General features: G+C 65.2%; 11 protein-coding genes. All 11 read right to left on the bottom strand.

Going from position 1 to position 14,647, the window contains the following annotated elements; all coding sequences use genetic code 11:
- Positions 1–89: 89 nt before the first annotated feature.
- Positions 90–950 (bottom strand): ATP-binding cassette domain-containing protein, encoded by an 861-nt coding sequence (locus C4S73_RS24525; protein WP_103875222.1) that lies wholly within the window; start codon positions 948–950, stop codon positions 90–92.
- A gap of 60 nt (positions 951–1,010) precedes the next feature.
- Positions 1,011–1,736, bottom strand: a complete 726-nt coding sequence (locus C4S73_RS24520) for a siderophore-interacting protein (protein WP_280177620.1) — start codon at positions 1,734–1,736, stop codon at positions 1,011–1,013.
- Between the two features lie 26 nt (positions 1,737–1,762).
- Positions 1,763–3,730, bottom strand: a complete 1,968-nt coding sequence (gene fhuB, locus C4S73_RS24515) for a Fe(3+)-hydroxamate ABC transporter permease FhuB (protein ID WP_103875220.1) — start codon at positions 3,728–3,730, stop codon at positions 1,763–1,765.
- Positions 3,730–4,620, bottom strand: a complete 891-nt coding sequence (locus C4S73_RS24510) for an ABC transporter substrate-binding protein (RefSeq protein ID WP_103875219.1) — start codon at positions 4,618–4,620, stop codon at positions 3,730–3,732. The genes fhuB and C4S73_RS24510 overlap by 1 nt, the downstream gene beginning before the upstream one ends.
- On the bottom strand, positions 4,620–7,034 hold the full coding sequence (locus C4S73_RS24505; protein WP_244595765.1) for a TonB-dependent receptor: 2,415 nt from the start codon (positions 7,032–7,034) through the stop codon (positions 4,620–4,622). Before C4S73_RS24505 ends, C4S73_RS24510 begins: the two co-directional genes overlap by 1 nt.
- A 124-nt stretch (positions 7,035–7,158) precedes the next feature.
- Entirely contained in the window at positions 7,159–8,103 is a 945-nt protein-coding gene (locus tag C4S73_RS24500) for a FecR family protein (RefSeq protein WP_103875217.1), read from the bottom strand.
- Between the two features lie 97 nt (positions 8,104–8,200).
- Positions 8,201–8,707: an RNA polymerase sigma factor gene (locus C4S73_RS24495; RefSeq protein WP_103875216.1), complete on the bottom strand. Its 507-nt coding sequence runs from the start codon at positions 8,705–8,707 to the stop codon at positions 8,201–8,203.
- A 428-nt stretch (positions 8,708–9,135) separates the two neighbouring features.
- Positions 9,136–10,296, bottom strand: a complete 1,161-nt coding sequence (locus tag C4S73_RS24490; RefSeq protein ID WP_244595774.1) for a glycosyltransferase family 4 protein — start codon at positions 10,294–10,296, stop codon at positions 9,136–9,138.
- A 44-nt stretch (positions 10,297–10,340) separates the two neighbouring features.
- Positions 10,341–11,405, bottom strand: coding sequence for a glycoside hydrolase family 5 protein (locus C4S73_RS24485; protein WP_160115901.1), 1,065 nt, complete (start codon positions 11,403–11,405; stop codon positions 10,341–10,343).
- The gene (locus C4S73_RS28050; protein ID WP_160115900.1) at positions 11,402–13,234 is read right to left on the bottom strand and encodes an alpha/beta fold hydrolase; all 1,833 of its coding nucleotides are present in this window, start codon (positions 13,232–13,234) and stop codon (positions 11,402–11,404) included. Before C4S73_RS28050 ends, C4S73_RS24485 begins: the two co-directional genes overlap by 4 nt.
- Before the next feature lie 41 nt (positions 13,235–13,275).
- A complete protein-coding gene (locus C4S73_RS24480) occupies positions 13,276–14,628 on the bottom strand; it encodes a lipopolysaccharide biosynthesis protein (RefSeq protein WP_244595764.1) in 1,353 nt (450 codons plus the stop codon).
- Positions 14,629–14,647: the final 19 nt, after the last annotated feature.

Genomic DNA, 14,647 nt, shown 5'->3' with positions numbered 1-14,647 from the left:
CTCATGTCTCGGGAGGGCGGCGAATCTCCCGGCTCGGAATTTGCGAGATTGGCCAGTCTGTTAAAGCGGCATTGTCGGAGACCGGCTCTTCATCGGACGAACGCGAGCGGACGCGCCGTATCCGGGTGCGGAATCACGCCCATGCTGACGCCGTAGACAGCTTCAAGCCGCTCGGGCGTCATCAGGTCGTCGGGGGTGCCGCGAGCGATCAACCGCCCCGAATGCAGCGCGATGATCTCGTCGCAGAAGCGGGCCGCCATGTTGACGTCGTGCAGAACCACGACCACGCCGAGCCCGCGCTCGCTGGCGAGCCGATGCACCAGAGACAGGACTTCGACCTGATGAGAAACGTCGAGCGCCGAAATCGGTTCATCCAGCAACAGGCACTCGGCATCCTGGGCGACCAGCATCGCGAGCCAGACGCGCTGGCGCTCGCCGCCTGACAGGGTGTCCACGAGCCGGTCGGCGAACACCTCGACATCGGTCAGCGACATCGCCTCGGTGACCTTGGCTTGATCGGTCCTGCCGAAGCGGCCGAGAGCACCGTGCCAGGGATAGCGTCCAAGTGCGACGAGTTCCCTGACCAGCATGCCCGAGGCCGGCGGTGTCTGCTGAGGCAGATAGGCGACCTTGCGGGCGAATGCACGGTCGCCCCAGGCCCCGAGCGCCCTGCCCTCGAAGCGTACCAGACCGGCACTGGCAGGGTGCTGGCGCGCGAGGATCTTCAGCAGGGTCGACTTGCCCGAGCCGTTATGGCCGATCAGCCCAACGACACGCCGCGCCGGCAAGGTCAGTGTCAGCGGCTCCAGAAGCACCCGTCCCGGAACGGCGAAGGAGACAGCATCCAGCGCGAAGAGGGGCGGGCTTGCGGCGGAGACGGGCCCGGCACCGAAACTCTCCGGCGACGCCTCATCGGGCACGGCAAAGGTCGTCCTGCGCCACGGCGTCATCGACGGAACCTTTCAGTGCGATCGCGGAAACAAGAGAGGGCGAACTGCTGCCGGCTCATCCTATCCCGCTCTCCAATAGGGCACGTTGATGCTGCGCGGTTTGGCGATCGCCTTCAAAGGCGTACGCAGCGCTTCGTAAGCCGCGAACTCCGCGGCGATCCAGACGAAGTGATCCGGCCCAGCTGCTATCGCGCGCACCGCATTCGTGACTTCAGCGATGAAGCGCTGCTCGCTCGGCATTGCGGCGCCGCGCCGGAAAAACCATCGGCAGGCCATGCCCTCGGGGATCGTCAGCGGCAGCCTGTCTTCCGGCCCGTCCACCTCGAGCATGATCTCGCCTGTCGCGGTGCCAGACAGCGTTTCCGCGATCCGTGCGATCGCGGGCAGCGCGGTTTCGTCGCCGGCGAGCAGGTAATGGCGTGCCGGCTTGACCCCGAGCCCGCATGGGCCGGACATGCCGCAGACATCGCCAATACCGGCGAGGCGAGCAAAATCCCCGGCGGGGCCGGGCGTTTCGTGAAGCACAAAGTCGATATCGACCCATCCAGCGGCGGCATCGATCCGCCGGATCGTATAGTAGCGGGTCGCCACTGCCGCGAAGGCGGGAACCTCTAGCGAGCGTCCGTCGCCTGCAGGTGCAGATCGCAACAGCTTCGCCTCCTGCGAAACCGGTACATGGAGCCTGACATGCAGGTTGGCGTCGGTGTCGAAGCGATGCAAATCGCCGCCCGCGAGGCGCAGGCGCTGCATGCGCGGCGCGATCCTCTGTGAATCGATAACCCGCATCCAGCGGAAGCCATCATCTGCCGCGCTCATCGGCCCCTCGCGATCAGGACGAGAAGAAAAGGTCCGCCGACGACGGTGGCGAACAGGCCGGCCGGGACCTGGAATGGGAAGATCAGGTTGCGCCCGAGCCAATCGGCCACGAGCAGGATAAGCCCGCCGCTCAGAGCCGAGGCTACGAGATGCGTGCCCGCGCGCTGAAAGCCGGCAAGGCGTGCCAGGTGCGGCCCCATCAGCCCGGCGAAGCTCAGCGGTCCCACCAGGATGGTGGCCGCTGCGGTCAGGATGGCCGCGAGCCCGTAGAGAACGCCGCGGGACAGCGTCAGCGAGACACCAGCCGCTCTCGCCGCCGTCGACCCCAGGGGCAGAAGGTCGAGCCAGCGCCGCAGCATGGGCACAAGCAGCAGGGCGGCAAGCGTAAGTGCGATGCTCGCCACGGCCTCGGCCGGTCGCACTGCATAGGTCGAGCCCGACATCCAAGCGAGGACCTGGCCGAGACGCGGGTCCTGCGCCGCCATCAGCACGGCCATGACGAAGCCCGAGACGGAGCCGAGGGTTATGCCGATCAGCAGAAGCCTTTCGCCGCTGAAGCCCGGGCGCCTCGACAGGGCGAGCATGACCAGCAGCACGGCCATGGCCCCGCCGGAGCCGGCCAGGATCTGGCCGGTCCGCGTCGGGGCCGGCGCGGAGAGGAGCAGGGCGACGATGCCGAGCATCGCGCCTGACGACACGCCGAGCACTTCCGGCGAGGCCATCGGATTGCCACTCATCCGCTGGAGAACCGCCCCCGCCAGCGCCAGCATGGCCCCGCCCGCGAAGGCGGCGAGAACGCGCGGCCCGCGCCAGCCCAGCAGATGCGCATAGTCGTCGCCCATGGCGAAGGCCCAACCCTCCGGCCCCTGTCCGAGAGCCGTCGCCAGCCAGGCCGCTACCGGTACGAGCAGCGCCAGCAGCATGATGACGGCGAGCGGATGGTCGAGCCGGAAGATCGAGGCGGCTTCGACGGGTTCCGGGAGCGCCAACAGCTTGAGTCTGCGGATCAGCAGGAAAAGCAGAGGGGCGCCGAGCAATGCGGTGATCGCCCCCGTCGGGAACAGGCGATAGGTGACTGGCAGGCCGAGCACGAGCTGGTCGGTCGCCAGCAGAAGGAGCGCCCCGATGACGCCCGACCAGAGCAGGAGAGGCCCGGTTTGCCGAGCGCCACAAGCTCGCGCCAGCGTCGGCGCGGCGAGGCCGACGAAGCCGATGATGCCGATGGCAGCCGTAACCGTCGCGGTGAGCGCGGCGGCGGCGACCAGGGCGGCGAGCCGATAGGCCGCCAGGGGCAGACCCAGGCTGCGCGCGCTCTCATCATTGAGGACCAGCAGCGTCAGCGGGCGCAGGAGCAGGAGAGCGATGCCGGTGGTGACGAGAATTCGCGGCGCGAGGAAGCGGGCATCCCCCCAATCCTGCTGGTCGAGATGACCCGCGCCCCAGAGGAAAAGCCCGATCAGGAAATCATGGTTGAACAGCGTCAGAACCGCGCTGACCGCACCGCAATAGAGGCTGACGATCATGCCGGCGAGCGTCACCGTGACCGGCGAAAGCCCGCGCCGCCAGGACAGCGCGAGAATGACGGCAAGCGCCGCGCCGGCGCCAGTGAAGGCGACCCATTCGCGCTGCGCCAGCACAGCGGGAAACCACAGCGTCGCGACGGCCATCGCGAGATAGGCGCCAGACGAGATGCCGAGCGTCGCCGGCTCGGCCAGCGGGTTGCGCAGAATGCGCTGCAGGATGGTGCCCGACAGGCCGAGCGCGCCGCCCGCCATCAGCGCAACGGCGATCCGCGGCAGGACCGTATAGTGCAGCAGCATCTCGCTGGTGATGCCCGGATCGGGAACGAGTACGGCGGCAAGGCCCGTTCCGGCCGGCAGCAGGGCGGCGATGTTGCGCAGCGCTGCGAGAGCGGCGACAACCGCCAGCGCGAACGCTGGCCAAAACGGCGTGGAGAGCCGCATCAGCCAGCCCCCGGCACCAGCGCGTGCGAGACGAGGCGGGCGAAGCGCCGCGCAGGCGGCAGACCGCCGTAGAACAGCACATCGGGAATCAGCGCGATCCGCCGCTCGCGGACGAAGGAGAGGCTCGTGACCACGGGGGAAGCGAGCAAGGCACCGATCGAAGCACGACTGCTGTCGCCGACGCAGAGCAGGCGGGCTTCCGGCCGCTGCGCCAGCCTGTCCGCGGTCAGAGTGACATGGCCGAAGCGCGAGGTAGCCCCAATCCAGGCATTCTCGATGCCGAACCTGTCGAGCACCGTCTGGAACAGGCTGTTGCGGCCGAAGACGAGAAGGCGGCGCCCGTCGATGATCGTCGCGACATAGAGCGGGCGCCCGTCATAGGCGTGAAGTCGTTCCGCCGCCATGGAGAGGGTATCGTCGACCGAGCGGGCAAGGGCTTCGAAGGCCTGGTCCGCATCGAGCCGGACAGCGAGCGCTTTTGAAGCCCGCCGAGCGTGGTCGAGCAGATCAACCCGGCCGAAGCCGTTCGGATCGAAGCTCTCGACCGGAGCGATCCGGGCGACGCGCTCACGTAGCGGCTCCAGCTCGGGGGCTAGCAGGACGAGGTCGGGCTTCAGCCGGTCGACCAGTTCCAGATTGGGCTCCGAGCGCAGGCCGAGCTCGTGCATCTGCGTTGGCACGGCCGGCTCGACGACGAGGCGTGCATAGCGTTCCAGCTCCGGCATCGCGACCGGAGCGATGCCGAGCGCCAGCAGATTCTGCCCGCTGACCCAGTCAAGCACGGCCACGCGCGGGCCCGGCACATCCGCGCCTGCAAAAGCTGGCGCGGCTGCGAAAGCTAGCCCGGCGAGCAGGGCTCGCCGGGACAGGAGGCCTGGCCGAGGCCGCATCAGAACGTGATCTGAGCCGAGACCGCCACCGTTCTCGGCGCGCCAAGATAGTAGCTGTTCTGCCAATAATTCTTGTCGGTCACATTGCTGACGTTTGCACGCAGCGTGAGAGGTTTTCCGTAAACCTGCGTGGCGTAGCGCAGGCCGAGATCGAGCGTGGTATAGGATTTCAGCCGATCGTCATTGAGGTTGTTCGCCCATTGACGGCCCGTGTGATAGACGCCGCCCGTCAGAAACAGGCTACGCATCCAGGGCAACTCGTATTCGGCATAGAGCTTGGCCAGCACCCGGGCGACATTCATCGGCGTCTTGCCGTCATAGGTGCCGCCCTCGACCTTGGCGTCGAGCAGTGTCAGGCCGCCAATGACGGTCAGGTCCTCGGTGACCTTGCCGGTCGCGGTAAACTCGAAGCCGCGGTGCCGCTGGCGTCCGTCCTGCGTATAGAGCCGGGTCAGATCCTCGAATTCGTAGGCCTTCTCGATATCGAACAGCGCCGTGGTCACGAGGACCCCGCCGAGCTGGGCCTTGGCGCCGACCTCGTATTGCCGGCTGACCATCGGGGCCATGACGGTGCCGTAGTTGATCGATGTGTCCGGCGCGACGCCGCCCTGTTCAAGACCTTCGATATAACTGCCGTAGAGCGTCAGCCAGGGGGCGGGCTTGAACAGCAGCGAGGCCGAAGGCGACCAGCGGCCCTGATTGTAGTCCGGCTGCGCCCTGAGGCCGTTCTGGCCGAGCGAGTGGGTGTTGATGCGGCTGTAGGTGACGCCGGCCAGCGCGGACCACTGGTCGTTGAACTCGATCTGGTCGCCGATGACGACGTTGTGGTTGCGGACATAGCCGGATTTGTAGGGCGAGGTGGTGTTGAGAGGGAATGCCGGCTCCCGCACATGCAGCGGGCGCGTCATCGGGAAGGGGCCGACATAGCCGGTATTCGGACTGTAGGGAGTGCCCCAGCCCATATCCGAATACATGTGATAGCCGAATGTCAGCTTATGCCGGATCGAGAACATGTCGAACTTGACATCGGCGAAGGCCTGGACCGCATCGAACTCGTTCTTCGTCTGCCCGGAGCGGATCGCGACCTGGTAGTACTTTCCTGGAGTCCGGACCGAGTTCATGGTGTGGTCCTGCACCGGGCGGTCGAGCCATTCCCGGGCATAGCCGGCCCGCAGAGTTATGTTGTCGTTGAGCTCATAGGTCAGACGGGCCGCGATCCGCGTCTTCTCGATCTCGTCCCGGATCCAGGGCTGGCTCCAGTTTTTGCTCGCATCGGGCGCGCGGCCATGCGGCACGCCGGCGCGGAAGAACCAGTATGAAGAGGGCACGTCCATGTCGTACTTGCTGTGCGACGCGTTGAACTCAAGCTTGAGCCTGTCGGTGATCTTCCAGTCGAGTGCACCGCTGACGAGCAGGCGGTCGATCTTCTGGTCATCGACAGCGGTTCCGCCCCCCTGCTTGACCACGTTGAGGCGATAACCCGCAGTGCCGGCATCGTCGATGCGCCCGCCGAAATCGCCGTGAACATAGGCCTGGCCGGCGCCGTAGGTGCCGAGCGTGACGCTGTTCAGACGCTCGAAGGTCGGCCGCTTGTAGACATAGTTGATCATGCCGGCCGGCGCGGCCGCGCCATAGAGAAAGCCCGACAGGCCGGTCATGACCTCGACGCGCTCCTTGTCCTCCAGGCTCGTCGCGTGGCTGTAGGAACGGCGCAGCCCGTCCTCTGCGGTGTCGTAGGTCGTGAAGCCGCGCATGTTCACCATCGGAGCCCAGCCGGAGGCTTGCGGCGTCTGCGTGCGCGTATAGGGATTGACCTTGAAGACGTCGTCCGGGGACTGCGCCTGGATGTTCTGAATCAATTCGCGCGGCGCGACGCTGACGGAAAACGGCGTGTCCTTGAGCGCTACCGGCCCCAAGGGACCGAGCGACGAGATCGTGCTGACACGATAGCCGTCTTTCGCGAGGCCGTCGTTCTGCAACGTCGCCGTCAGGTTCTGTCCCTGCACCTCGATGGTGTCGAGCGCAATCGCGCCGGCCGGCCCGCTCGCTCCCGTTGTGGCGGGCGCTGCCGGGTCGAAGATCTGAACCGTATTGGCCCCTGTGAAGCGATGGCCCAGCCCCGTGCCGACCAGCAGCGCAGAGACCGCTGCAGCCGGAGAGAGCGCTCCGCTGACGCCCGGTGTGCGCTTCGCGCGTGTCAGCGAGCTGGGATAGAGCAGGTGCAGATTGAGCTGCCGTCCGAGGCTGAGCATACCGCTTTCAAGCGATCCCGCTGGAACGGAGACGTTGACGGCCGCCGCGGCGCGCTGCGTCGCCGGCGCCTGTGCTTGTAGCGCCGTGCTGCAGGCGATCAGCGAAACGCCCGCCAGGACCGCAAGCAACGCGCGGCGCCGGCCTGCCATACGATCAACCACAAATTCCATCCCGACCCCCACGCCTCTCGCCAATGCGGGGCACTTCGCGTGTCCCTGCTTGATGAGAGTCGGAAAACGGCTCACCTCCTGACGTCGATGCTCGAAAAAATGTCCGGCGCTGGAGCTATCGCGAACGCACGACCACGATCATGCTGCTCAGCCTGTGCACGCTGAGCGGAAGGCTGCTCTCGAGCACGTCGAGCGCCTGATCGGTATCCCTCAGGTCGAAAATGCCGGAAACCGTCTGATTGGCAGCGCCTTCGTCGAGCACCACGATCCGTCCAAGACGGTAGCGCTCGAGCGCCGTCAGCACCTCGCGCAAAGGGCGGCCGGAGAAGACGAGCTTGCCGGAGCGCCAGGCGGTCTCATTGGCGACATCCGTCTGCGTGACCGACAAACGCTTTGCGCCGCTCAGGCTGACGGCCTCGCCGGCACCGAGAACGACCCGGTCCCCACCATTCGAGACCTCGACGCGCCCCTCTTCGACCCGGACGTCGCCTTCCGAGGGACCTGCGGCTCGCACGCCATAGCGCGTCCCCAGTGCTGTGGCTCGCCAGGAGCCCTCTGCGACGATGAAAGGTCTGGCCGGGTTCTTCGCCACATCGAAGAAAGCCTCACCACGCAGGAGCTCGATCCGGCGCTCGCCGGCGGAATAGAAAACGGCAATGGCGCTGTCCGTGTTCAGGTCGACGCGTGTGCCGTCGTCGAGCGCGACGCTGCGGACTTCGCCGACGACCGTGTAGTGATCAGCGCGGAAACGGTCGATCAGGCCCAAGCGGTAGAGAGCGAAGGATAGCCCGAAAACGACGATCAGGGTCAGGAGATTGCCGAGGGCAACACGCCTCGTCTTCGCCTTGAACCGCTCCGAACCGAGTGGCACTTCCCTCAATTCGCCCCAGAGCTGGCGCAACTCGTCATAGGCCGTCCTGTGAGCCGGATCGCGCGCGAGCCAATTCTGGAAATCGTGCCGGTCGCTATCGGTCGCGTCGCGAGACTGCAGGCGTGCGACCCAGCCTGCCGCCTCCTCCAGGACATGACCGTCGACGTTCGTCGGGGACTTGCCTGTCATGGTCGTTCAAACATTCCTGCCGCTCATGAACGGGCTGCTCTTGTCGCTCCTTCGTGAAGAGCAGTGACAGGCGCAACTCCTGACGTTTCAGGACTCTTTAGACGAAAATTTCGGCGCGTACCGCCCTGCAGTGCAGTAATGCGCGAATGATGTGCTTCTCGACCATGTTGCGGGAGATGCCGAGCGCAACAGCGATCTCGCCATTCGCCAAGCCGTGCAAACGGCTGAGAATGAAGACCTCCTGGCAGCGCGGCGGCAACTCTTCGATGGCCTTCGCCATCAGCAGCAGGGCCTGACGTCCGTAGACGATCCTCTCCTGGTCTGGAGCGTCAGTCGCCAAATCGCCACCATCCGCCTCCGCTGAGAAGAGCGCCGCATTCGCAGCGCGCTCCTGCGCAGCCCTGCTGGCGACGGATTTTGCGATCTGGAAGAGATAGGCCTGCGGGTTCTCGATAACCGTCTTCTGCTGAACGCAGAGCAGCCGCAGGAAGGTCTCCTGCGTCGCGTCGGCGGCATCGGCCGCGTTGCGCAGGCGACGCATGAAGAAGCGGCGAAGCCTGCTTTCCTGCTGGCGATGCAGATCCCGAACAAGGCTTGCGATCATCGCATGTTCCCAAACGTGCGCGACCCAGCAAGGAGCCACTCGCCTCGCAATCAATCTCGATTGCACCGACGCATCAGGCCATACGCGAATGAAAAATATCTTTCAATATCAATAGTTTAGATGACTTCCAATCTAACACTCGCATGAATGGGGTACGATTGGCTGCAGGGTGCGAATTCGAATTCGCACGACGCTGCTGCCGTTATTGTCGAAGATCCGTTTCGGGGCTGTGCCCTGTATCGAACGATGGCACGATGTACGTGTTTGATGTCGATCGGGCGTTCGATGATCGGGTCGGGCGCTTTTGCAGGCAGTGCTCCGTCGAGCCGGAGCGTCTCCGCTCGCTGCCTGCCGGCTCACACGGTCCGTTGCAGCAGCAACGTGCCTCTTCTGTTACGTCATAACAGCGAAGAAAACACAGCTATTGATCATGTCTTAGGGTCGGCTTCCACGTCACCAACCGACAAATTCATCACATTTTCCCGAGCCAGCACCGTATCGTACATTGATTGATAGCTCTGGGCGACATGGCGCCACGAATAGACGGATAGTTCCGCCTCGTTGCTCGCCGACGATGCATCGGCCTTCGATAGCGTGTCGAATGCAAGGGCGATCGTCTGCGCTGCCTCGATCGGGTCGGCGAAGTTTGCGAGCCGGATCGCCGGATGCTTTCTGGCCAAGGCCGCAAACGCTGCATTCGGCTGAACGATCGGCAGGAGTCCAGCGCTCATCGCCTCTATCACCGCCAAGCCGAAACCCTCGAACTCCGAGGCCGAAACGAATAGCGACGCTCGGCTCATCAGAGTTCGCACGGCTGCGTCGTCGAGCTCGAAATGCAGATCGATGTGATCTGCCAGCCCGGCTTGAGCGACCGCGTCGCGAAGCTCGGATTCAGACCAATCGGATGCCACGCCGATCATATCGAGATGCCAGTTTTCTCCCGAGCGCAGCAGTTCGGCCATCGTCGCGATAAGGTGGTCCGGCCGCTTGTTCTTGGAGAAACGCCCGATACTGACGATCCGTCGTACCGGGACAGGGCTGGACGCCCCGGCAAATTTGTCGAGATCCACGCCGTTCTCGATCAGACGGACGTTTCCGGCGGCAACGCTTTCAAACATCCGGGCGTCGTTGGCGCTGCAAGCTGCGATCGCGCGATAGGCGCGGGATGATAGTCGCGTCGCGCCGTTGAACCAGATTTTCTTGAGACCGGCGAAATCAGCCGTATGAAAGAAGCCACCATGGGTCGTCGCGACCAGGGGCTTTCGATGGAGCATCCAGCCGATCGCCAGGGCGTCGAAGAAGAAGTCGACGGCATGCACGTGAACGACCTCGGCATCCCCCAGGCAAGTAAAGATCGACGGCGCGAGCGGGTAGCGCGACGAGCCGAAATACGGGATGCGCCGGATCGGGATGCCGTTGATCACCTCCTCGCGAGGCAACCGGACATCCGGCCGGCCGAAAAGCCGATCCAGCGTCACCACCGAGGGAGCCAGCCCCATGCGCAATTGCTCTTTGCAGAGGTTGGCGACGACGTCTTCCAGGCCCCCGCGATTGGGCAGGAACTGACGCACCACATGGACGATGCGCATTCCCCCGCCCATCGTCGACGCCGTCGAGCGCTGCGGCTGCATGCTCATGGTCGACGCTCCCGTCCACACATGGCGTGTCGAGCCGGCCCGCTTTTCAATTGTTCGATCAGCGCCTTCATCTGCGGGCGCTCTCCCGCCGCCGTCGGCTCAAGGTTGAAGACGTAATCGGGCGGCCACCACGGCCCGGCCCCCCACGCAGCCCAGCCGATCCATTGCTCGGGACGCGAATCGAGCCGCGCGGTCATCTCCTTGAACGCCGCGACGCATTCGGGCCGATCGGAGGCTGCGAATTCACCCAGGAAGCCTTGGCGGCCATGGGCCTTCAGCCAGGCGCTGACATCGTCGATGGCCTTGAGCGCACTTTGCGCTGCCGAGCATTCCGGCTGGCGGCCGGAATAGTCGGCGTCGAGATATTGGTGGAAGTCATAGGCAAAACGCTTCAGCGGGTCTTCGATCGCCAGCAGGTCGCGGCTGTTGTTCCCGACCGGAAGATCCGACGTCCAGCTATGGGCGCCGCCATAGGCTGTTCCGGTGACCAGCAGCATCTGCTTCGCGCCGGCCTTGCGGATCGCGGCGATGGCGACGTTCTGGATCTTAGCCCATTCGGCGCTGTGGATGTCGTAGGGCTCGTTCATGATCGAGAAGACCACGTCCGCCCGGTCGCGATAATGCGTTGCGAGCCTCCGCCAGACATCGCCCAGCGTGGAAGCCGGCAACGCCGGGGAGCCCAGCTTTTTTCCGGCGTAATAGCCGAAATTGTGGAGGTCGAGGATCACGCGCAGACCAGCGGCCCTGGCCGTGGCGATGCTCTCGTCCAGGCGGGCAAGCTCGGCTGGGTCGAGTTCTGCGCCGAGCCTGGGCTGAATGCGCTCCCAGCGGAACGGCAGTCGAAAGGACGTCATGCCCAACCCGGCCAGCCGGCGGATCGCAGCCTCAGTGGGGTATGTATAGTCGGTGTTCGCTCGCCCTGGCACCGTGCCGAATTCGGCGCCGGAGAGGTTGACGCCACGCAGGCAGATCTCGGCGCCCGCCGCTGACAAAGTCGCCCCCAGGAGGCCGGCCGCCCCGAGCAGGATGCCCGCCCCCCGCCTGCCGATCGAGGCTTTCATGGCTTCACGGTCTCCAGCAGCATGTCCCGCAGCCGCCGCGCGGCGCCAAGATGAGTGAAGTTGTGGTCGGCGTCGGGGATGGTCGCGAGCGACACGTTGCGATAGGCCGAAATCCCCTCGCCCGTCCTGCCGAAATAGGTCTCGAACTCGGCCATGCCGATATCGCCCTGCGCATAGATCAGGGCAACGTTGACCTTGCGAGCCGCCAGCACGCCGAAGCGCCGGTGGCATTCGCGACGCAGCCGGCCATGCTTGGTCAAGCGCCCCAGCACAGGCGCAAGCCGGATCGAGACATGCTTCAGAAAGCGGAAGACGAGATAGCGGCCGGCCGGGCCAACGCGCAGCTGCCCGGTGAGCAGCCGGCGCAGACCACCCTTACGCTTCAAGGTCGCCCCGAAATCGCCGACGCTGCGGTGAGCATAGCGGATCGCATCCTCCACGCATTCGTCCGGATCCCAGACGAAGCGTTCGTTGTTGACCATGACGAGTTGCCGGACGCGCGCATCCGCGACTGCGGCGTTGAAGGCGGCATAAGCCCCGCTGCAACGCCCGATCAGGATCGAGTCGCGGAAACCGCGCGTCTCCAGGACGTCGAGGGCGAGGCGGACATCGTCGATCTGCTCTTCGGAATAAAGGACCTCGTCGGGTCCCTCCGGGTCGGCCAGGCTGTCGCCGATGCCGCTGGTATCGAAGCGAAGCGACGCTATTCCGTTTGCAGCGAAGGCCCGCGCCTGGGCTACGGTGACGCGAGCCCAGCCAATATGATAGTCGCGCCCCGCATTGACGAAGACGATCGCCGAGCGGGATGCCTCGCCGGCAGGCTCGCAGAAGACGCCGAACAGCCGTCCGCCCGGGCCGAAGCGGATGGGACGCTCGATGAAGCCTTCGCCGTGGAGCGCCGCAGGCTGAAGGTCATGCGAACGTGCCGCCGCCAGCGCATGGACCGGCATTTGAGACGCGCGCGCGCATTGCGCGACCCACTCCACGACGGTTGCGATCGTCGGCAAAGGTGGCCTGGCGGCGGTAGGATCCGTCGTCAGCATCTCGTAGCCTTCATAGGCCAGCGTCGTCATCGACGCGCCACGTTCCGCCAGATGACGCTCAAGCGCTGCGTCGCCGGCATGGCCGGGACGGGCGAGCAGCAGGACCTTGTCGCAATAAGGGCCGTCGAGGTCGAGAAGGTTCAGCCCCCCGATGGCCGACAACCGCGCAGGCGCCAGACGCAGGCCAGCGACGGCGCAACCCGTATCGTCGTCCGCATCCATGCCGATGCCAATGCGATCGGCGACGATGCGCGTCCAAACCGCGAGTTCGCGCAGGTAGCGTCGGCCGTTTCCAACCGGCGCCATCGCCACGCATCCGGCGACGGGAGCAAGCTCCTTCGCGAGGTGCAGCGCGAGCGTGCCGCCCAATCCTTGCCCGAGCAGGATCAGCCGCGAACAGCCGCTCGCCTGCCGCAGCAGATCGGCGGCGGCATGCGCGGTCCGATACCAGTCGTCGAGGCCTGCAGGTTCGGTGGCATCCAGCGCATCGCCGAGATCGGGGTAGTCGAAGCGCAGGCAGGCGATGCCGGCCTGGGAAAGCGCCTCGGCCAGCGTCCGCCACGTGCTGCGCAGGCAGAGTTCCTCATATCCGACAGGGCCCAGCATCAGCACCGCGGCCGATGCGGCTCCGGGATAAAGCATGCCGATAGTGCCGGAAAAGGCGATCGGCATTCCTTGATGCGACAGCGCCGCGATCGTCCGCTTGTCGGGGGGAACCGCAGCGTCGCATTCGGCGCCCTGCGATTGCGCCATCGCCAGCGTTCGCTCAGCAGCTGCTACACCCATGTCCCGCCCCACCATCGCTCTTCAACGCGCAACTGTCTTGTTCAATGTGCAATCGTCTTGGCCGCAGGGCCGGTCGATTGATCGTCCGGAGGTGGGTGTGCCGGCGCAGATCTCGCCGAGCCCGTGAAGACGAACGGCCTGAAGAAGGCCGTCGCCATGTTGTCGATCGCATATTTGCGCTTGATCCAGTGCCAGGCGGCCAAGTTGGTGGCCAGGGTCATGATAAGGCTGGCGATCGCGATGCCCATCAGCCCGCCGATCTGGGCCAGGCCATAGAGCAATCCAAGATAGAAAACGAAGATCACGGCCCGCGCGATGAGGAAGAAGCGCTCGCCGCCTCCAATCATCAACAGCCAGGAGCCAGGCCCGAAAAACGCCTGAGAAACCGAGAGCACGCATAACGCGGTCAGCACATCGGCATGCTGGGCGAAATCCGCGTTGAAGAGCGAGAGGACGAACGGAGCGACCATCGCCAGGACCGCCGCCCCCAAAAGAGAAATGCAGAAGCTGGCGAAGGACAGGCGCCCGATCAGCAGCTGGGCGCCGGCATTGTCCGATTTCTGGAAGCGCGCGGCGATCATGGGGATGCCGACGGTGTCGATCGCCGCGACGGGCAGGATCAACAGCATCGCGATCCGCAGCGCCACGAAATAGAAGCCGGCCTTGTCCAGGCCCAGCACCGCACCGATCAGGATCGTTTCCAGATAGGCCGACGATGAGTTCAGGACGTTGTTGGCGATGAAATACAGGCTCTCCCTGCGCCAGATCTTCCGGGTCTCCCGCGGCACATCGTCGTGACGCGCCAGCCAGCCCCAGCCCTCGCCCCGGATGAAGGCCACGGACTGGTAGAGCGTCGTGGCCCCCAGGAGCATGGTGACGATCGCCATCACCACCTCGCCATCGGCGCGAAAGCCGACGATGCCGGCGGCGGCGATGCACAGGACGGACGCCCCCCGCCAGATGATTTCGCGCGGCACCAGCGACAGGTTTATCTGCCCATGGATGCGAAAATAGTTCTGCAGATACTCGCTGATCGCGAAGACGGCCCCAAAAGCCAGGGCGACCCAGAGATGGCGGTAAGGCTCCGGCAGACGGTCAGCCAGCACGAAGAACACGACAGCCGCGACGACCAGCAACCCGCAGCCCAGCGCAAGCCAGCGCGCATTGACGCCGACCAGCGCCTGATTGAGCCTGTGGCCGACCCCCTCATTGCGCTCATAGCGTTTCACGACGAGAATCTGCTGGCCCAGCACCGCGATCAGACCCAGCGCGCTACCGATCGAAAACAGGAAGACATAGAGGCCGTATTCCTGCGTGGACAGGAAATGGCTTGCCGTGAGCAACACGAGGAAGCTGAGCAGGGTGCTGCTGAAGCGCGACGAGAAGGCGGACACGAACCGCCTGGCCTCCACA

Source organism: Allobosea lathyri, assembly GCF_900108245.1.
Classification (GTDB): Bacteria; Pseudomonadota; Alphaproteobacteria; order Rhizobiales; family Beijerinckiaceae; genus Allobosea; species Allobosea lathyri.
The sequence above is the reverse complement of the archived record's forward strand: the minus strand, read 5'-3'. Positions and strand labels throughout refer to the sequence as shown.